This window comes from Bacillus sp. FJAT-27231 (assembly GCF_001183975.1).
In the GTDB taxonomy this organism is placed as follows: Bacteria; Bacillota; Bacilli; order Bacillales; family Domibacillaceae; genus Pseudobacillus; species Pseudobacillus wudalianchiensis.
The window spans coordinates 3,451,689-3,469,887 of the sequence record NZ_LFZU01000001.1 but is presented as its reverse complement, the minus strand read 5'-3'; the positions used below and the strand labels follow the sequence as shown (position 1 = coordinate 3,469,887).

The following is an 18,199-nucleotide window of genomic DNA, read 5'->3' as shown; positions in this document are numbered from 1 at the left end:
GGATGTTTATTTCATTCATTTATTAATCAACGCGAAAAGGTATACATTGCCATTAGTTCGGGTAAAGGCAAAGTGGACAACTAATGAGAGAAAAAATATTATCTTAATATTGAAAAAATAAAATAGAATAAAGCATTATGAAGAAATGGTAAGTTATTTCTCTTTTTGTAACAAGAGGTTTTATCATTTTTAAATCTTCAAAATATTTTACAATAATATATTGAAATTACAGAGCAATAGAAGTAAGATAGTTCTAGCGATATATTGCATACTTCAAACGAAGATCTTTATTGAGCGAAAATAGATTTTGTATTTTGGAAAGGAATAATTATATGAAGACGAAATTACCATTTTCAGCTTACCTTGCAATAGGAGTTATGCTGTTTGCTTTATTCTTCGGAGCGGGCAATCTTATCTTTCCCGCGCAGCTTGGTCAAAATGCGGGTACGAACGTATGGCCAGCAGTCATTGGCTTCTTAACTACAGGAGTCGGATTGCCATTCCTCGGTATTTTGGCAATGGGCTTCTCAGGAAGTTCTAACTTACAAGAGCTTGCAAGCCGGATTCATCCGATTTATGCCGTTGTTTTTACATCTCTTCTTTATTTAACAATTGGTCCGTTCTTTGCTACTCCACGTACAGGAACGGTTGCTTATGATATTGGAATTTCACCGTTTGTAGGTGAAGGTTCTGCTCAAATGGGTCTGTTTATTTTTACATTAGTATTTTTTGCGGTTACGATGTGGCTCTCACTAAACCCTTCAAAGATCGTCGATCGGGTTGGGAAAATTCTTTCGCCTGCGTTAATTGTATTGCTTTTCGTATTGCTTATTACTGCCATTGTGAAACCAATTGGATCCATTGAAGCTCCACAAGAAATGTATGCAAGCGGTGCATTTGTAAAAGGCTTTTTAGAAGGATACAACACGATGGATGCACTTGCTTCACTTGTGTTTGGAATTATTGTGATTAACGCTATTCGTGCCATGGGTGTCACTTCTAAAGGTGAAGTGTTGTCTGCCACTATAAAATCAGGTACTGTAGCGATTGCTTTCCTTGCTATCATTTATGTTGGAATTGCTTATTTAGGTGCTACAAGCACGGAGAAATTTGGTGTCTTTGAAACAGGTGGCTCTGTCTTGAACAGCGCAGCTTCTTATTATTTCGGAAGTTTCGGATCGGTCATGTTAGCCGTGATCATCATATTGGCATGCTTAACAACAAGCATTGGATTAATTACAGCCTGTGGTGAGTACTTCAACACTTTAATGCCGAAAATAAGCTATAAAAAGTTTGTTGTTTTCTTCTCAGTATTTTCGTTCGTCATCGCGAACTTCGGCTTATCTAACATTATTATGTATTCAATTCCAGTTTTAATGTTCCTTTACCCTCTAGCGGTTACGCTGATGCTTTTAACATTCTTGTCACCATTATTTCACCATTCACGCATTGTATATGTCTCTGCAACAATCGTGGCATTGATGATTAGCACAATCGATGGAATCAAAACATTCTGTGACTCATTTGGGATTGCGTACTTTAACTGGGTGAAAGCCGCAGTGGCATTTTACGAACAAGTATTACCGTTATACAGCCAGGGACTTGGTTGGTTACTGCCAGTTTTAATCGTGATTCTTATCACAGGAATCATTGCTCGTTTTCAAAAATTAAATACAGTTGAAGCATAATAAAAACAGGTTTCCTTGAATAAGGAAACCTGTTTTTATGCTAATGATAAACGCTCGCTTGTCTGCGGTGTTCATCATTACGATCAATAAATGTTCAGCAAACAACAATGGACCTTCAGAGCCTGTTCTCCCGTGTTAGGAGAACAGGCTTTTATCTTCATTCACATACGAGTGAATGAAATTCTTTGATGATACGAAGCCAATTTCTTCTCATGCTTTCAGAAGCCTTTGCCGCATCACGCTCTTTCAAATATTCAATGAGTGCTGTATGCTCTTCGATCGACTCTTCTGTTAAAACAATCGAATTGTGGAAAAATAATCTTCTGACATGCGACTGCAGGGACGGAATCATTTTAAGAAGATAGGGATTATTAGCCGTGTCGACGATAATTTGATGAAACTCTTCATCAATCTTCAAAGCAACAAAGTAATTTTTTGAACGCACTGCTTGGGCAAAGCGCTCATTTGTATGCTCAAGCAGTAAAATCACTTGATCTGTTAAATGAGGGATCGCCAGCTCCGCCGCTAATGCTTGTAATGCTGCTAAGGGAGGGAGAAGATCGGCCATTGATTCTTCTTCGACTTCTGTTACCTGAGTGGACTTGCCTGGATACATTTTTACAAATCCTTGTGCTTCGAGAAGCTGTAAAGATTCTCGAATTGGAGTTCTGCTGACTCCCAATGCTTCGGCAAGCTCTTTGTCATTCAATTTTTCACCCGGCTGCAAGGTACCGTCAATAATCCATTGCTGCAGTTGATTGAATGCGCTTTCTTTTGCTGTTTTTCGTACCGGCTTTGAATGATCAGTAGGTATTGGCACTGAAATTCACCATCCTGCAAAATTCTATATTATCTCTAAGTATACAGGAAAATAATCTAGAGAGAAATATGCAATATATTTCTGAGTGTTTTTTTTAGAAAATATTAGGAATGAAATTTTTTGTTTAGAAACGAATAAAAATGTCAATAGAATATATAAATAAAATATGTCAAAATTTCAAAAATAAATTGACGAAAATGTGAAAATGTGAAATAATAAAGAAAAGGGAGATGGTTAAAAATGGACTATAAGGAAAAAATGTTAAATGCAACGAAATATATTGGCGGTACAATTCTAGCGTTTGGGATTATTACGTTCTTAATCGGTTTCTTTGCAACCAATTCTAGTGTTTTAACGCCAATGGGCATTGGAGCGGTTGTAGGAGCAGTTTTCGTCTTTTTAATTGGAATCTTCTTTGTCGCAGCAGAAGAGATGCTAGAGAAGGCTTATAAAGGAGCAGAACCATATCGAACAAAGTAAGAAACGTTGCCTTGGCTGTAGACAAACACTTACTTTCTTCAGCACTCACTTAAAAAGAAAGCGTTCTCAAAAAATGAAGATGTTAAATTAAATTTTGTTTACACGCTGGGAGCGTCATGAAGAGACGCTCTTTTTTGTGTGCTCTAAGATCTTTCTTGCGCCTTGTTCTCCAGCCGCTGCAGAGCGGAATGTAAGTCAGATGTGATCGCTTTATGTCCTGTTGCACGTGCTAAACCATAGACCGGCGTATTTCCATAGACACATTCGTATTGTCCTTTAGGAACAATATAAGTCTCGTGATAAATCCCGGCAGCTCCGTCGCTGCCTATTTTTTGATTAAAGATTCGAATGGGGTAAACAATGGTTCTATATTCAATGCTCTTAGCTGCTTTTATCCATTCGCTGTTTATTAAAAAATAGTTTGCTTCATAATAGGCTCTTGTTAAAATTAGGGAGAATACAATTCAAATTAAACCTTTTACAGGAGGATGAGCAGATGTTTAAAAAAATAGCAGCTGATGCGCTTGGACTATCCGATATTGGGACGATTATTTCACCGGCTGATTATGATAAGACTGATGCTGATGATTACGTGATGCATGAAGATGATGAAAAGATTTATTTTTTAATTAAAACAAAAGCGGATGAATATTGCTTCACAAATCTCGCTGTCATTCATGTAGATGGAGAAAGTGCCATATCTTCTAAGCGAACGCTAAAGCGCTATCCGTATGCCCAGCATAAGATTGCTAATGTTGTTCTTGAAACAGCAGGCAAAATTGATATGGACGTGGAAATCAAATTTCAATTAGGCAGCCAAATGTTCGATATAGATGTACGAAAAGATCAAATTGAGCAATTAAAAGATTTATATAAAGCTTTGCTGCGTATTGCCGAAATTACACATGAAAATAGTATATACATAGACATGGCTTCGCAGAGTCTTGATAAAGCAGTGAATATCTTGCAAAATTCCCGCACCGACGAGAAACAGTTAGGTGATACGTATCGTGAGCTGACAGACTTCGGCTTTACATGGATGACGTCTGTTCGTGAGCAATATCATCTTAAAGACTTTGGGGAAGTGTTTGAGAAATACATTAATAATTAATAAACCAAAAGTCCATCTATCAGATGGGCTTTTTTATTAAGAAAAATAGAAAAAACAGGAGGCGAAGACGGAATTTTAACTAGTCATTAATTTTTTATCAATATTTACTAATAAATATTCGGAGATTTCCATTGACCTTTTATTGAAAAGTCAATAGAATAGAAAGCAGCGAATGATAACAATTATCATTATCACATAATAAAAGAAAGAGGCAGGTATACATAATGAATCTGAAAAAACTTTTCAAACCAATGTTAGCAAGTGCTGTACTTGCGCTTGGCTTAGCCGGATGCGGAGCCAATGAGAAGGCTGATAATCCAGAAAAAGCAACTCCAGCGCCAGAGAAACAAGAGGAGAAAGTCGTTAATGTGTACACGGCGAGACATTACGAAGCAGACGATGAAGTATTCAAAAAATTCACAGAAGAAACAGGCATTAAAGTAAATGTCGTTAAAGCTGAAGCGGAAGAGTTGATCGAACGTTTGAAGCGTGAAGGAAAAAGCACGGAAGCAGATCTATTTGTAACAGTAGACGGCGGCATTTTAGCTAATGCGAAGAAGAATGATATTTTACAGCCGGTAAAGTCAGAGGTTGTAGAGAAAAATGTACCAGCGAAATTCCGTGACGCAGACAATAATTGGGTAGGCATGGCTACAAGAGCACGTGTCATTGCTTACTCTAAGGACAGAGTAAAGCCTGAAGATCTTTCAACATATGAAGATTTAACAAGTGACAAATGGAAAGGAAAAGTGCTTGCACGTTCTTCTACAAGTATGTACAACCAGTCCCTGCTCGCGTCTTTCATTGAGTTAAACGGTGAAAAAGAAGCGGAAAAATGGGCAGCAGGTATCGTGAAAAACTTCGCTCGTCAACCAGATGGCGGGGATCGTGATCAAGCGAAGGCTATTGCGGCAGGTGTCGGTGACGTAGCGATTATGAATACGTATTATGTTGGATTATTAGCGAACTCAGAGGATGCGGAAGAAAGAAAAGTAGCAGAAGGACTTGGCGTTTTCTTCCCGAACCAAGAAACAAATGGAACACACGTTAATATTAGCGGTATTGGCTTAACGAAATACAGCAAGCACCCTAAAAATGCAACAAAATTAATCGAATATGTTACGGGCAAAGAAGCACAAGAGTTTTTATCAGCAAACAACTATGAGTTCCCGGTAAATGAGGAAGCAGAGAAGCCTGAATTGCTTAAGTCATGGGGCGAATTTAAAATGCAAGATTTGAACTTTGAAAAGCTTGGCGAGCATAATCAAAAGGCAATCGCGATCTTTAATAAAGTAGGCTGGAAATAAAAGTGAAACGAAAGCTGATAGGACGTTTAATTCGAAAAGAATTTAACGGCTGGTGGGCAATCAGTCTAATTGGGGCGACAGTGATACTGTTGCCCATTCTCTTTGTTTTCTCTTCTTTATTTTTTAAGCCGAATGAAAATTGGTTTCATATCCGGGAATATTTGTTAGGGACATATGTAAAAGAAACGTTGATTCTTGTTCTTTCAACGGGGGCACTAACGGCGGTTTTAGGAGTAACGCTTGCTTGGCTCGTGACGATGTACGATTTTCCGCTCAAGCGTTTCTTTCGGTGGGGGCTTATATTGCCGCTGGCCATTCCTCCTTATATTGCTGCTTACACGTACAGGTCGATGCTTAGCTATACGGGAGTTATACAGGCTACGCTGCGAAATGAATTTGGTTACCAGATGAATCCGGAATGGCTTAATATTTCGTCTTTACGTGGTGCTGTTTTCATTTTTACGCTGTTTTTGTATCCGTATGTATTTTTAATTACGAGATCTTTTTTAGAGCATCAAAGTGCTTCCTTTTTTGAAAATGCCAGGCTGCTTGGAAGAAAGCCATTCTTCATTTTCTTAAAAGTGGTCCTTCCGCTTTCACGGCCTGCTGTTGTCGGGGGCGTAGTTCTCGTTATATACGAAGTGCTCAGTGATTATGGTGTAACAAGCTATTTTGGTATTCATACGATCACTACGGCTATTTTTCAAACGTGGTTTGGTATGTATGATGTCAATACGGCCATGCGGCTTGCGGCTTGGCTGATGCTGATTGTCGTCGGAATGTTTATTATAGAAAGACTGCTCAGAAGCCGGCAGCGCTATCATTTGCCGGCAAAATCCAGGCCTCTTGCTGCCATGAAGTTAAAGGGAATAGGGGCTGCTGCTGCTTTTATTTATTGTGCGCTAGTGTTTTTAGCTGGGTTTTTCATTCCTTTCGTACAATTAATTGCGTGGGCTATGTTAACGTTTGATAAAGTATGGAACGATACCTTTTTCACATTGGTGTACCAAACACTCTACGTAGCTTTGATTTCTACGCTGATCATTATTGTGGTAGCTGTGATTGTAGCAAATGTTTGCCGAAAGCAGACGGCGGTTTCCTACTTTTTAGCGAAGTGGATTACAACGGGCTACTCAGTCCCAGGGGCTATCATCGCGATCGGAGTGCTGGCGATCTTTATTGGTCTCGATCAGTGGCTTGCGCCAATCTATGAAATGATGGGAATGGCGGATGCCCCATTGATTTTAAGTTTATCTATTGTGATGTTAATAACCGGTTATGTGATTCGCTTTATGGCAACCGGCTATAACGCCATTGAAGTCGGGTTTGAAAAGGTAGGGACAAAGTATACGGAAGCGTCACGGATGCTGGGAAGCGGTGTGACTAAAACCTTTTTCAAAGTCGATTTGCCGATGATTAAAGGAGCGATCTTTAGTGGTTTTATCTTAACATTTGTCGAGATTTGCAAAGAACTGCCGCTTGCTCTGTTGTTAAGGCCATTCAACTTCGAAACATTATCAACAAAGACATATCAATTTGCAAAAGATGAGCGAATTCATGAAGCATCGGTGTCATCGCTAATTATTATTGCGATTAGTGCACTATCTATTGTCGTTTTGCAAATGGTGAATAAGAAGGTGAAAGAATGAAAATTGTAGATGTCCAGGATCTTGTTTTTTCTTTTTCTTCTGAAGGAGAACCAGTGATTAACGGTGTTTCCATAACGATTATGAAGGATGAGATCGTTGGAGTTCTTGGCCCGAGCGGCAGCGGGAAAAGCACGATGCTACGTTTAATTGCCGGGTTGGAGATGCCTTGGCAAGGTGCTATTTACATTGCTGAAAAGCCAGTCGTTGCCGGTAAATTGTTTGTCCAGCCGGAAAACAGGGGAGTCGGCATGGTATTTCAAGATTATGCTCTGTTTCCGCACATGACAGTAGGGGAGAACATCCTATTCGGATTATCTCGGCTGCCGCGTAAAGAACGGAAACCTCGGGTAGCTGAGATGCTGGAATTAGTAAAAATGGGCGAGTTTGCTGAGCGCTATCCTCATGAATTAAGCGGTGGCCAGCAACAGCGAATCGCTTTAGCGCGGGCACTGGCCCCAAAACCTAACGTCCTGTTAATGGACGAGCCCTTCAGTAATTTGGATGCTGATTTGAAAGCAGAAATTCGAGAGGATTTGCGTGTTATTTTAAAGAAAGCGAACATTACCTGTATGATCGTCACTCATGATCGTGCGGATGTAGAAGCGATTTGCGATCGCAGCATTGAAATGGGGCAAACAGAAAAGATAGGCTAATAAAAAGCGGTCTCTTAGCTGATGGCAGTTCAGTTTGAGAGATCGCTTTTTAATTGATTTATTTTGTTACTTCTAGTTGGTGCTCTTCATGTTCATGCAGGCCTTCTTTATTCTCGACATGAACCTTTACGATGAACGTGCCGGCGTCAGCAAAAGTATAAGAACCTGAGTATTCGCCAGGCTTGTTTTCTTTTACGTCGACCCAATCGTGTTTATCAGGATGGCTATTATTCCAAATCTCATAGCGGACTTGAGCGTTTTCTAAAGGAGCTTCTTTTAATTGCAAATGAACAGTTAAGGGAGCAGCGGTATTCGCTTTCACATTTTCAGGTTTTATAAAATGCATGGAAAAGTCGGCTGAATGATCTCCGTGATGGTGGTGTTCTGCTTGTTCTCCATGTTCATGATGTTCCCCGCCTTCTGGGACAGCTGCTCCTTCTCCGACAGTCACCGGCTTTAACGGCATCGTATGAAGGGCTCTTGCATCTACGTGTACTTGTACAGTAAAGAGGCCGTCATGATCAAAGGCAGTTTTAGCTTCGTATGTGCCGTCTTCATTGTTCTTCGCCTTAATCATTTTACTTTCTTCTTTCTTTCCATCTTCCCACACTTCAAATGCCACTTTATCGGCATCGGCTACTTTTTCATCGCCTTGTGACACCGTTACCTTCATATTGATTTCTTCCTTCACGGCCGCCTTTTCAGGAACCTCTAGCACGGCTTTAAGCGGCTGCGGCACTTTTTGTGTCTCTTTCGGTTTTTCTGTCTCCTTATTTGTCCCGCTAGTGCACGCTGCAAGTGCTGTCATAGCAAAGGCTAATAGTATGGTCCACAATAATTTTCGCATGTCCATTCCTCCAATTTATCTTTCTCTGCTGTAAAGCTCATCCGCTAATTTCCAAGAACTTTCTTAACATCCTTCATGATGTCATCGCTGTGAGTTCCCGCGGTGAAGCTATACTCGTTGATAATTTCTCCATTTTGATTAACTAAGTAGAAATTAGTGTTGTGAATAACCTGATCCGATGATGCTGGTTTCTGGACAAGAGTTTGAAAGGACTCTCTGCCAAATGCTTCAATCTGCTCTTGAGTATAGCCTGTGAGCATTTGCCAATTCGACTCGTCTTCTGTGAAATTAGCTAGATACTTCTTTAATTTTTCTGGTGTATCTACGGCTGGATCAACACTAAATGAAACAAGGTCTACAGGAAGGTGCTCTGCTTTTAGTCGTTTTTGCAATGCTGCCATATTGGCTGTCATCGGCGGGCAGACTGTATCGCAGTTTGTAAAAATAAAGTTGGCGATCCACACTTTTCCTTCCAGGTTCTCGCTTCCAAATGGCTTTCCACTTTGATTCGTAAAAGTAAAGGGCTTCATTTGGTAAGGCTTGGTTTCATTCAAGCTGCAAGCTGAAAGAATCACCAATATGATACCTAGTATAAGCAGCGGGGTTTTCCTCATGCTGCACACCTCTTTCCGTCAAGTCACTCATCATCGGGGGAAAAAGAATACTTGAGACAAGCATAAATGATGATTGTGAAATTCATGTGAGTAATCTTTAGCAAATTTTAAACAATAGTCTCAGCAAGCAGCGGCAGACGAATCGTAACAGTTGTATCTTGTGCTGTCCCGCTTTCAATTAAAAAAGTACCTTCGTGCAGCCTGATAATTTCTTTCACGATCGAGAGACCAAGGCCCGTGCCGCCGGTCGCCCTGCTTCTTGCTTTGTCCGTGCGGAAAAAGCGTTCGCCGATATGGGGAATATCTTCCTTGTGAATGCCAATACCTTGATTTTCCACCCGCAGTACCATCTCGTCGTTTTCTCCTGTTAAATGAATGGTTAGTGTGCTTCCTTCAAAAGAATACTTCACCGCGTTATCCAGCACGTTGTACATCACTTGCTGGATTCGTTTTGGATCGCCATTAATGATTAAATCTTCCTCAAAGTGTACCTCTGTCCGGATCTTTTTTTCACTAATATGAATATCGAACAGGTGAAGGGTATCCCATAATAACTGGGCGATAGCGATCGGTTCTTTATCGAGCACATACATGCTCTCTTGAAGACGGTCAAGGTCGACTAAATCATGAATTAATTTTTTAAGTCGTTCTGTTTCTTTTTCGATCGTTTCTAAATATTGTTGAGCTTCTTCAGGAGAGGTGTATATTTGCTGCTTTAACGCTTGTGTGTAGCCGCTAATATAGGTCAATGGAGTTCTAAGCTCGTGTGCAACATTGGATAGGAACTCTTTTTTTCGGATGTCTTGTTCCTCTAGAGAAGAGCTCATTTTATTGAATGCTTTAGCTAATTGTCCTACCTCATCGTTCGCTCGAATGGGCAGGCGGTTAGAATAATTTCCTTTTGATACTTCTTGTGAAAACTGCTGGATTTCTGTGAGCGGTTGAAACAGCGATTGCCGGATTTGATTTACGACAAAGAACAAAATAAGGAAAAATAACGTGCCTGTGAAAGTTAAAATCGGCAGACTGCCCTGAAATACTTCTTGAATCGCTGCTAATGGTACATAAATATAAACAAACCCAATTAGGCCTGTTTCGCCCATTATCGGAAAGACAGCCCCCATAATTTCTCGCTTGAATTCTTTTACATAGCCTTCTTTTAATACGTACTTTCCTTGTTCAAGCTGCTTCCGGTCTTGTTTATTTACAAGCGCTTTATAGTTGACTTTGTAAGGGAAATAGGTGGATAAATCATCGAGGTTATCCACCACAATAATTTCGTACTCAGAGACGACATTATACCAATGAATTTTTTCGATAATTTCTTTGCTTAATGTTCCATAGTGATAGTGGGAAGCCGTTCTTTCTCCCTGATAAATCACCGATTCTCTTATGCTGTTTAAGTACAAGTCTTTATATAGAAAATGCAAAAAGAAAAAGGCAAAAACAATCGTAAAGACGATGCAGGACAGAATGAGAACGAGCACCTTTTGGCTTAATGTAACATTCTTTTTCACTACAACACCTCAAATTTGTAGCCGACTCCCCATACGGTTTGAATAAGAGCCGCATGCTCCTTTAACTTTAGGCGCAGTGTTTTAACATGTGTATCGACTGTTCTTTCACTGCCGTTATACTCCTCTCCCCAAACAGCTTGTAGAAGCTGTTCTCGTGTAAAGACCTTTTCGGGATGCTGTGCGAGCCGGGAAAGGAGATCGAATTCTTTTAATGTTAATGAAAGGGTGCGTCCGTCCACCGTCGCCTTATATGAATTTGCATCAAGGATGAGAGGGCCGATTGTATAGCGGTCTGTTTTGGGAGGCGCAGGCTTGGTTCTTCTTAAAACAGACTCGATCCTTGCTAGAAGCTCGCCTGGATGAAAAGGCTTTGCTATATAATCGTCGCCTCCGAGCTTCAGACCATGAATCTTATCCCATTCTTCTCCTTTGGCCGATAAAAAAATAAGCGGAAGATCATAATTTCTTTTTACCTCTTTTGTAAAGGCAAAACCGTCCATATACGGCATCATGACGTCTACAATTAATAAATCAGGCAGCTGCTTCTCGATAGTGGAAAGAGCGTCTATTCCATTTGCGGCCTCTAGCACTGTATAGCCCTCTTTTTCTAAAAAGGTTCTAACGAGTTGTCGCATGGCTGCTTCGTCATCTATGATCATGATTGTTAACTCATTCATTTATATTCCTCGCTTCCTTGAAATCCTCTTCTCTTTATTGTAGCCAGTATTTGTGAACTTTTGGTGTGTCAATCGAATAAAAAAGTTACAGTTCACAAACAAAGTAGTAAAAATCTAAAAAAGTAAATTGACTCATCAGTCAAAAAGTTGTACGATCAGATTGATTCATTAGTCAATTGAGAGGTATGAATGAAAAGGAGGAGAGAAAGTGGCGATTGTGGAGCTTCATCAATTAACAAAATCGTATAAGACTAACCGGGGGATTGAGGATATTTCCTTTTCAATTGAGGAAGGAGAAATCTTCGGCTTCATTGGCCCAAATGGCGCAGGAAAAAGCACGACGATCCGTACGCTGCTGAATTTTATCTATCCGACGGGCGGCAGTGCCACGATTTTCGGCAAAGACATTGTGAAGCAGTCAAAGGGAATCAGACAACACATTGGCTACTTGCCTTCTGAAGTTCATTACTATGACGATATGAAAGTAATCGATTTGTTGACGTACTCAGGCCGTTTTTATAAAAATTTCAAGGAAGAAAGGATGAAAGGATTAGCTGCTAGTCTTGAACTGGATGTAAGCCGAAAGATTGAAGATTTGTCTTTTGGCAACCGCAAAAAGGTGGGAATCGTCCAGGCGCTGTTACATGAACCGCGGCTTATCATTTTAGATGAACCGACGAGTGGGCTTGATCCGCTTATGCAGCATCACTTTTTTGATTTACTTCATGAGGAACAGAAGCGGGGAGCAACGATTTTCTTTTCGTCCCATGTTTTAAGTGAAGTGCAGCGAATGTGTAATCGTGTAGCGATCATAAAAGAAGGCAGGCTTCTAAAGGTAGAGTCTATTGAGAGTTTAACGAAAAACAAAGTAAAAAATGTAACGCTTCTCTTTGGAAGCGCAGCTCCGCTTTCTATCGAACTAGAAGGCATTGTGAGCCAGGAAGCTAAGAATCAAGAAATAAAGCTGCTGTATAGCGGAGACATTCAGGCGCTTCTTAAAAAATTGAGCACTCTGCCCGTACAGGACGTTTTGATAGAGGAGCCATCGTTAGAAGAAGTCTTTATGCATTACTATGAGAGCTAAAGGGGAGAGCAGGCATGATTTTTCAAAGAGAATGGAAACGCGGTTCTAAGTCTTTAATCATATGGAGTTTGATTTTAGCCGGTTTAATTATTTGGCTGCTCAGCATCTTTCCTCAGTTTGCGAAGCAGCAGGAAGGATTAGAGAAGCTGTTTCAGGCGTATCCTGATTCCATGAAGGAAATGTTCAAAATGAATGAACTAAATCTTGGAACCTTGATGGGGTTTTACGGGCTGGAAGTATATATGATGATCACGTTGCTTGGCAGCATTTACGCGGCGATCTTTGCTTCCAACATCCTGGCGAAAGAGGAAAATGAAAAGACCGTTGAGTTTTTGCTCTCTAAGCCCGTCACAAGAAGTGAGGTCGTCGGACAAAAGATTGCGATCGTTATTCTGAACGTTCTCATCTTAAATGGAGTGGCTGCCATCGCAAGTATAGCTGGCTTTCAATTTGCAGAAGGTCATAAGGTGCCTTATGGAACCTTTATGTCTCTTGTGGCTGGAGCGGTGCTGCTGCATTTGACCTTCGCTGCGCTTTCTTTCCTGTTGTCGGCCTGTATGAAGAAAACGAGAAATACGCTTGTTGTATCTATCGGGATCGTTGTAGTGGCGTATCTCTTAAATATGATGTCAGGACTGTCAGAAAGCCTGGATGCTTTAAAATATGTGAGCCCGTTTTATTATGCGGACGCAGTGACGATTATCCAGCATCACCAGTTAGCGCCTTGGCATATTACGGTTATGGCCGCTGTCATTCTGCTAAGTCTATTAGGAGCATTTATCGTATATAAAAAGAAAGATCTTTCCGCTTGAAAAGAAAGTTCGAGGTGTTTGGCATTGTATGAAGCGTTTGAAAAGCAGCCCCAGGCAAAAAAAGATTTGATTTTGCAAGTGGCTATCGAAGAGTTTGTGAAGAATGGCTACGAAAAAACATCCACTGATATCATTACTAGCCGGGCGGGTATTTCTAAAGGAATTCTGTTTCATTATTTTAAAAGTAAAAAAAATCTATATGTCTATCTCGCATCCTACGTGATAGATCTGATAACGAAAAAAACCATAGAGTCGCTTGATGATGTCCGGTCTAATGATTTCTTTGAACGGATTAAAGAAGCTGTCTGGTTGAAACAAGAAGTGACAGCCCCTTATAAACAAGAGATGCAGTTTATTACGGATGTTCTGTTGCAACCACCGAAAACGGTTAAACTAGAGGTGGAGGATTTATTGAGAAGAAAGCACGAAGCATACGGAATTGCTTTCATTAAGAGCCGTTTGTACCCGAAAGAATTGATCGATGAGAGCAGGCTGCGACCGGGAGTGACTAAGGAAAGGGTCATCCAAATGACAGCCTTTATCGTAGAACAACTTTCAGCAAAATACCAGACGCTTCAAAAAAACAAGCAATATAACTTTTTTGAGGACCCGGAACTGTTAATGAGTGAGCTTGATGCTTATCTCGATATCGTGAAACATGGTGTGTATAAGCCGGAATAACGAAAGGGACTGGCAAGAGCCAGTCCCTTTATTGTGCTTTTCTTTTCTTGCTAATTAAAAAAGTAATTTGCGCCATCGTAAAAGGCAAAGAAGACTTTTTGCGATAGGCCAGATATTTAGCTTCCCACAAATCAGTGTATTTTTCTTTAAACCTTTTCAGGCCTTGAAATTGATAAAAGATTTGGCCATGCAAAAAGATTTGGGCAGCGATTTTTTCGCTCAAAAAAGAGAAGCGTGAAGTGCCGACGTTCGAAAGCGGAGCCATTCCTAAGTGGAAAAAACGATAGCCTTGCTCTTTCGACCATTCAAACAAGGAAAGAAAGATAAAATCCATCGTGCCGGCAGGAGCATCTGGCCTGAACCTCATTAAGTCTATCGAAATGGTTTTTCCCTCGTCGTATACCGGCATCATGCTTGCAAAGCCCATAATATGATTGTCAGCAGTTTTAACAACCGCTATTTTCGATTTATTGAGATAGTCTTCATCAAAGAAGCCGAGAGAAAATCCTTTTTCTTCTCTTCCTTGCAGCCATTGCTGCGAGATGCTGTTCAGTTCATTGATCACTTCTTTCGAAAAAGGGGGATCGATCATCTCGAACCGGTACTGCTCCCGTTCGAATTTGTTTTTTACTGCTCTTTCTCCCTTCATTTTTTTCCCCGACAATGTGAAGCTTTCTAAGTCTACAGCTGCTTCTTCGCCTAGTTTAAAAAAGTCGTAGCCGTATTCATGAAGAGAAGGGAGCATATCATCCGTTACTTCATAGAAAGCGAGCGTGTAGCCATAAAGGTCTGCAGCGCTCATAAATTCCTCGATTGCCTGTGGAAACTCGGTTTTCTTTCCGATGGGATTTCCAAGAATCACTAGCTTATCAGCGTATTTCTGATAAGAGAACAATACTGTTTTTTCTTCATTCCAATACACGTATTTATCATGTAAAAAAATTAAATGGGCTAGTACATTTCCTTTATGTTGATCTAGATGATGTAAAATTTCTTCCTCTTGGGCCGCCGATGTTTCCGGTATCCACTGTTTTGGTTTACGAATGAGATAACCGATCGCCAAAATCAAAAAGGCAATAAGCAAACCGATCGCCGCACTAAAAAACAAATCGGTGTAATTGGTAATAATATAAGGGGCCAATGCCTTTGGGACGTTAAGTTTTGCTGATGGCAGGTTCCAGTAACCAATCAATAGATACATGGAAGTAATCACGAAAAATAGAGTCAGATCGAATAGCGCCTTCCCCCAAGTCAATACGTAACTTTCTCTATAAAAGCGGTTCTGGGAAGCTTTGAGAAGAAGAGCAACCGCTAACATAAAAATCGCTTCCTCATAATCAATTCCCTTGAATAATGAAAATAGCGCAGCAAATCCCAATACGATCATCGTCAGCTGATAGGCCCGCTTGACGTTATAGTTAATCCCTCGTGATAGACCGAGCAACATAAAGCCCGCAGCAACGGAAAGCTGATGGGAAAGATTCATAATCGGAAAAGATAAAAATTCATGAGCAATTTTAATCCTTTCTAAAATCCCCGGAACGGCTGCGGATAAAAGTAAGATAAGTCCTGATATAAAGACGAGAACAGTTAGCAGCACGTGGCTAATGTTTTGAATGACAGCATTCGGCAAATTATCCCATGATTGATTCCACTTCTTCCAGTACTCCTTAACAAATAAAGCAGCTGCCAGCAAAAACGGCAGTAAAAAATAGCCTGCCCGGTAAAAGATCAGCATAACGAGAACTTTTTCATCTAGTATATTTAAATTTTGGGTCCCCCAAATAAAAACCAGATCAAATGAACCAAGCCCCCCTGGAATCATACTAGCTATTCCTGCACAGGACGCCACGATAAAGACAGGGACGAGTTCATGGAAGGACAAAGGGATGTGAAGCATAGCACTTAACAGCCAAATCACTGAAAAAGCAGCAGCCCACTCTAGTAACGAGACAAGCAAAAGAGCGCTGGCAGACCGAAAATGGATGAGCGACTCTTTCCCTTTTCTATTCTGATAAAAGTAAGCAAAAGTAAAAAGCGGCAAGTAGAGCCCAACGGCTAACACGGCTAAAAACAACCACTTTGTCTCAACAATGAGTGGGAAGTCCCGGTAGGCAGACGGTATAACCCAGGAGAATAAAGAAATCCCTGTAAGGTAAAAAAGAGAAACAGACGTAATAGCCGTCAAAAGTCTCCGTTTGTCTGTACCGTATTTATTATAAAAATAAGTTCTGAGCATAACGCCTACAAGACCGCCAAAACCAATTAAATTTGAAAATGAGTTTGTGATGAAAGATTGCTTGATCAGCTTTTTTGTTTCAATTTTAATATTCAGTATTTTGACTAAAATCGCGTCGTAGAAAAACATCGGAAAAATGCCGCAAAAAGGTATAAACAAAATAAGGGTCATTTCTACGTAGTTTAAGTGTTTAATTTCAGAACGAATCAAGTTAATATTTAGTCCATTCACAAATTGTTTAATTTCGATTGCAGCCAATATAAATAGAACGATCGGAAAAAAAACTTTTATAAATTGAAAGAATTTTTCTTTATTAAAATGCAGCATGAGTTACACCTATTTTCTGCTGATTATAGTAAAACTTCAGAGAGAGACTTCATTTCTTATTCTAGCCATAACTCTGTGCCTTCAAACTGATTCCCTAAAAAGACAAGCTTCAAGGCATAACAGTTACATTTTACATATAGAGACAGAAATCTACAATGACATGTCGAAAAAAGAATTAGAAACAAAGGATGTTAATCTAAATCAAATGGCCCGCACATAGATTGAACATGATACAGCTAATAGATCATTAAATTAGCAGATTTGGCGAGTAAATCTTATTTTTAAATCAGTAATCAATCAATCCGTCTCGAGTATACGGCAAACTGGGGGCGGATTTATTTTTGGCTCGATTAAAGAAAAGGGGCTTTTTCGATAGTTGACGGAAACGATTATTTAATTAATAATAAACATTATAATAATTTGTTTATTAAATAATAAACAAAATGAAAGGTTGTTTATTGATGAGCGGGATGGAACGGTTTTGGCAGGCTTCATTAGAAGAATTAAAGCGTGGCTATGTTCACGAAGAAGGGCATAGTGTGTGCTTGCTCTGTGGAGAGCGATTCGAAAAAGGCATGATCTATCCGCATGAAGGGAGATTTTATGAAGTAGAGCGTTATATGCAGCTTCATATTGAAGAAGTTCATCAATCTGTATTCGCTTACCTTATTAGCCTTGATAAAAAAATGACCGGTTTAACGGAACACCAGAATAAATTGCTGCAGCTATTTTATCAAGGGAAGAGTGATGCAGACATTCAGAAAGAAATGGAGATTGGCAGTGCATCGACGATTCGCAATCATCGCTTTACGTTAAAGGAAAAAGAAAGACAGGCAAAAGTCTTTTTAACGCTTATGGAATTATTAAAAGACAAAGACCAGCATGCCCCGGCTTTTGTAGCAGTACCACCGACAGCAGCTATGTTAGATGATCGTTATAATGTGACAGAAGAAGAAAAGGAAGCCGTATTAAATAAGTACTTTCAAGACGGCTCGCTGCAAACCTTTTCTCTCAAAGAAAAACAAAAGCTGATCGTCCTAAGAGAAATCGCTAAGCAATTTCAGCCTGGCAACTACTATAGTGAGAAGGAAGTAAACGAACGGCTCCAAGCTATTTACGGGGATTATGTGTTACTTAGACGCTATTTAATTGAATATGGCTTTTTAGACAGACGGGCAGATGGCAGCGAATATTGGCTGAAAAAATAAAATACAGAGGGAGCATATAGAATGGATCGAAAAAAAGAGCTGAAGCAGCAATACAAAGAAACAAAAATCGAAGCGGGCATTTATCAAATTAAGAACACGAAAAATGGAAAGGTGTTTATCGGAAGCACAAGAAATTTAAAGACACTCAATGGGAAACGGTTCGAACTGAATATGGGAAGCAATACAAATAAAGAGCTGCAAAGGGAGTGGAAAGAGTTCGGTGACACCGCCTTTGAGTTCGAAGTGCTGGAAATTTTAAAAAAGAAAGAAACAGGTTACTTTGATGAAAAGAAAGAACTCGAGAAGCTTGAAGAGAAGTGGCTTGAGAAAGTAAAGCCTTATGGCGAGCGGGGATATAATCGGGAAAAGGCAAAGTAGCCGGCCGTGTTTTATAGTGATTACTCTATCCATAGGTGATGTCTGCACTTTGAGATGATAGCCAGTTACATGGCTATCATTTTTTTATTGTGTGAAGGAAGTGTAAA

At 40.0% G+C, this 18,199-nt stretch carries 18 protein-coding genes; 11 read left to right on the top strand and 7 right to left on the bottom strand.

Annotated elements, in window-relative coordinates; genetic code table 11:
- Positions 1-332: 332 nt before the first annotated feature.
- Positions 333-1,688, top strand: a complete 1,356-nt coding sequence (gene brnQ, locus AC623_RS16765) for a branched-chain amino acid transport system II carrier protein (protein ID WP_049664651.1) — start codon at positions 333-335, stop codon at positions 1,686-1,688.
- Between the two features lie 157 nt (positions 1,689-1,845).
- Here brnQ and AC623_RS16760 read toward each other — a convergent pair whose 3' ends face one another.
- Positions 1,846-2,508 carry a GntR family transcriptional regulator gene (locus tag AC623_RS16760; RefSeq protein WP_049664647.1) on the bottom strand — a complete coding sequence of 221 codons (663 nt, stop codon included), beginning with the start codon at positions 2,506-2,508 and terminating at the stop codon, positions 1,846-1,848.
- A 240-nt stretch (positions 2,509-2,748) separates the two neighbouring features.
- On the opposite strand from AC623_RS16760, the gene AC623_RS16755 reads away from it, so the two are divergent.
- Complete coding sequence (locus AC623_RS16755) at positions 2,749-2,988, top strand: hypothetical protein (protein ID WP_049664642.1); 240 nt, start codon at positions 2,749-2,751, stop codon at positions 2,986-2,988.
- A gap of 143 nt (positions 2,989-3,131) precedes the next feature.
- Here the strand turns inward: AC623_RS16755 and AC623_RS22015 are convergent, their stop codons facing one another.
- Positions 3,132-3,332: a monooxygenase family protein gene (locus AC623_RS22015; RefSeq protein WP_269429940.1), complete on the bottom strand. Its 201-nt coding sequence runs from the start codon at positions 3,330-3,332 to the stop codon at positions 3,132-3,134.
- A 152-nt stretch (positions 3,333-3,484) separates the two neighbouring features.
- Between AC623_RS22015 and AC623_RS16750 the strand changes: the two genes are divergently transcribed.
- From AC623_RS16750 to AC623_RS16735, 4 genes are all read left to right on the top strand, one after another.
- Positions 3,485-4,099: a PH domain-containing protein gene (locus AC623_RS16750; protein ID WP_049664639.1), complete on the top strand. Its 615-nt coding sequence runs from the start codon at positions 3,485-3,487 to the stop codon at positions 4,097-4,099.
- 224 nt (positions 4,100-4,323) lie between these two features.
- Positions 4,324-5,406, top strand: a complete 1,083-nt coding sequence (locus tag AC623_RS16745) for a Fe(3+) ABC transporter substrate-binding protein (protein ID WP_049664637.1) — start codon at positions 4,324-4,326, stop codon at positions 5,404-5,406.
- Positions 5,407-5,408: 2 nt separating this feature from the next.
- Positions 5,409-7,055 (top strand): ABC transporter permease, encoded by a 1,647-nt coding sequence (locus AC623_RS16740; RefSeq protein ID WP_231603537.1) that lies wholly within the window; start codon positions 5,409-5,411, stop codon positions 7,053-7,055.
- Complete coding sequence (locus AC623_RS16735) at positions 7,052-7,708, top strand: ABC transporter ATP-binding protein (protein ID WP_049664633.1); 657 nt, start codon at positions 7,052-7,054, stop codon at positions 7,706-7,708. Before AC623_RS16740 ends, AC623_RS16735 begins: the two co-directional genes overlap by 4 nt.
- A 58-nt stretch (positions 7,709-7,766) precedes the next feature.
- On the opposite strand, the gene AC623_RS16730 is transcribed toward AC623_RS16735, so the two are convergent.
- From AC623_RS16730 to AC623_RS16715, 4 genes are all read right to left on the bottom strand, one after another.
- Positions 7,767-8,555 carry a FixH family protein gene (locus AC623_RS16730; protein WP_049664630.1) on the bottom strand — a complete coding sequence of 263 codons (789 nt, stop codon included), beginning with the start codon at positions 8,553-8,555 and terminating at the stop codon, positions 7,767-7,769.
- Between the two features lie 44 nt (positions 8,556-8,599).
- Positions 8,600-9,169, bottom strand: coding sequence for an SCO family protein (locus AC623_RS16725; protein WP_049664628.1), 570 nt, complete (start codon positions 9,167-9,169; stop codon positions 8,600-8,602).
- 107 nt (positions 9,170-9,276) lie between these two features.
- Positions 9,277-10,686, bottom strand: coding sequence for a sensor histidine kinase (locus AC623_RS16720; RefSeq protein ID WP_049664625.1), 1,410 nt, complete (start codon positions 10,684-10,686; stop codon positions 9,277-9,279).
- Positions 10,686-11,348 (bottom strand): response regulator transcription factor, encoded by a 663-nt coding sequence (locus tag AC623_RS16715; protein ID WP_197091023.1) that lies wholly within the window; start codon positions 11,346-11,348, stop codon positions 10,686-10,688. The genes AC623_RS16720 and AC623_RS16715 overlap by 1 nt, the downstream gene beginning before the upstream one ends.
- Before the next feature lie 223 nt (positions 11,349-11,571).
- Here AC623_RS16715 and AC623_RS16710 point away from each other — a divergent pair, with 223 nt between their 5' ends.
- From AC623_RS16710 to AC623_RS16700, 3 genes are read left to right on the top strand one after another with little or no spacing between them, the layout of a single operon-like run.
- The gene (locus AC623_RS16710; protein WP_049664620.1) at positions 11,572-12,447 is read left to right on the top strand and encodes an ABC transporter ATP-binding protein; all 876 of its coding nucleotides are present in this window, start codon (positions 11,572-11,574) and stop codon (positions 12,445-12,447) included.
- Between the two features lie 14 nt (positions 12,448-12,461).
- Positions 12,462-13,259, top strand: a complete 798-nt coding sequence (locus tag AC623_RS16705; RefSeq protein ID WP_049664618.1) for an ABC transporter permease subunit — start codon at positions 12,462-12,464, stop codon at positions 13,257-13,259.
- A gap of 24 nt (positions 13,260-13,283) precedes the next feature.
- Positions 13,284-13,940, top strand: a complete 657-nt coding sequence (locus AC623_RS16700) for a TetR/AcrR family transcriptional regulator (RefSeq protein ID WP_049664616.1) — start codon at positions 13,284-13,286, stop codon at positions 13,938-13,940.
- A gap of 28 nt (positions 13,941-13,968) precedes the next feature.
- Here the strand turns inward: AC623_RS16700 and mprF are convergent, their stop codons facing one another.
- Complete coding sequence (gene mprF, locus AC623_RS16695; RefSeq protein WP_049664613.1) at positions 13,969-16,506, bottom strand: bifunctional lysylphosphatidylglycerol flippase/synthetase MprF; 2,538 nt, start codon at positions 16,504-16,506, stop codon at positions 13,969-13,971.
- A 461-nt stretch (positions 16,507-16,967) separates the two neighbouring features.
- Here mprF and AC623_RS16690 point away from each other — a divergent pair, with 461 nt between their 5' ends.
- Positions 16,968-17,714: a DUF2087 domain-containing protein gene (locus AC623_RS16690; RefSeq protein ID WP_049664611.1), complete on the top strand. Its 747-nt coding sequence runs from the start codon at positions 16,968-16,970 to the stop codon at positions 17,712-17,714.
- A 21-nt stretch (positions 17,715-17,735) separates the two neighbouring features.
- Positions 17,736-18,092: a GIY-YIG nuclease family protein gene (locus AC623_RS16685; RefSeq protein WP_049664608.1), complete on the top strand. Its 357-nt coding sequence runs from the start codon at positions 17,736-17,738 to the stop codon at positions 18,090-18,092.
- The last annotated feature ends 107 nt before the right edge of the window (positions 18,093-18,199 follow it).

Coding starts and splice junctions, on each gene's coding strand:
- brnQ (WP_049664651.1), top strand. CDS start 333: ATGAAGACGAAATTACCATTTTCAGCTTACCTTGCAATAGGAGTTATG.
- AC623_RS16755 (WP_049664642.1), top strand. CDS start 2,749: ATGGACTATAAGGAAAAAATGTTAAATGCAACGAAATATATTGGCGGT.
- AC623_RS16750 (WP_049664639.1), top strand. CDS start 3,485: ATGTTTAAAAAAATAGCAGCTGATGCGCTTGGACTATCCGATATTGGG.
- AC623_RS16745 (WP_049664637.1), top strand. CDS start 4,324: ATGAATCTGAAAAAACTTTTCAAACCAATGTTAGCAAGTGCTGTACTT.
- AC623_RS16735 (WP_049664633.1), top strand. CDS start 7,052: ATGAAAATTGTAGATGTCCAGGATCTTGTTTTTTCTTTTTCTTCTGAA.
- AC623_RS16730 (WP_049664630.1), bottom strand. CDS start 8,555: ATGCGAAAATTATTGTGGACCATACTATTAGCCTTTGCTATGACAGCA.
- AC623_RS16725 (WP_049664628.1), bottom strand. CDS start 9,169: ATGAGGAAAACCCCGCTGCTTATACTAGGTATCATATTGGTGATTCTT.
- AC623_RS16705 (WP_049664618.1), top strand. CDS start 12,462: ATGATTTTTCAAAGAGAATGGAAACGCGGTTCTAAGTCTTTAATCATA.
- mprF (WP_049664613.1), bottom strand. CDS start 16,506: ATGCTGCATTTTAATAAAGAAAAATTCTTTCAATTTATAAAAGTTTTT.
- AC623_RS16690 (WP_049664611.1), top strand. CDS start 16,968: ATGAGCGGGATGGAACGGTTTTGGCAGGCTTCATTAGAAGAATTAAAG.
- AC623_RS16685 (WP_049664608.1), top strand. CDS start 17,736: ATGGATCGAAAAAAAGAGCTGAAGCAGCAATACAAAGAAACAAAAATC.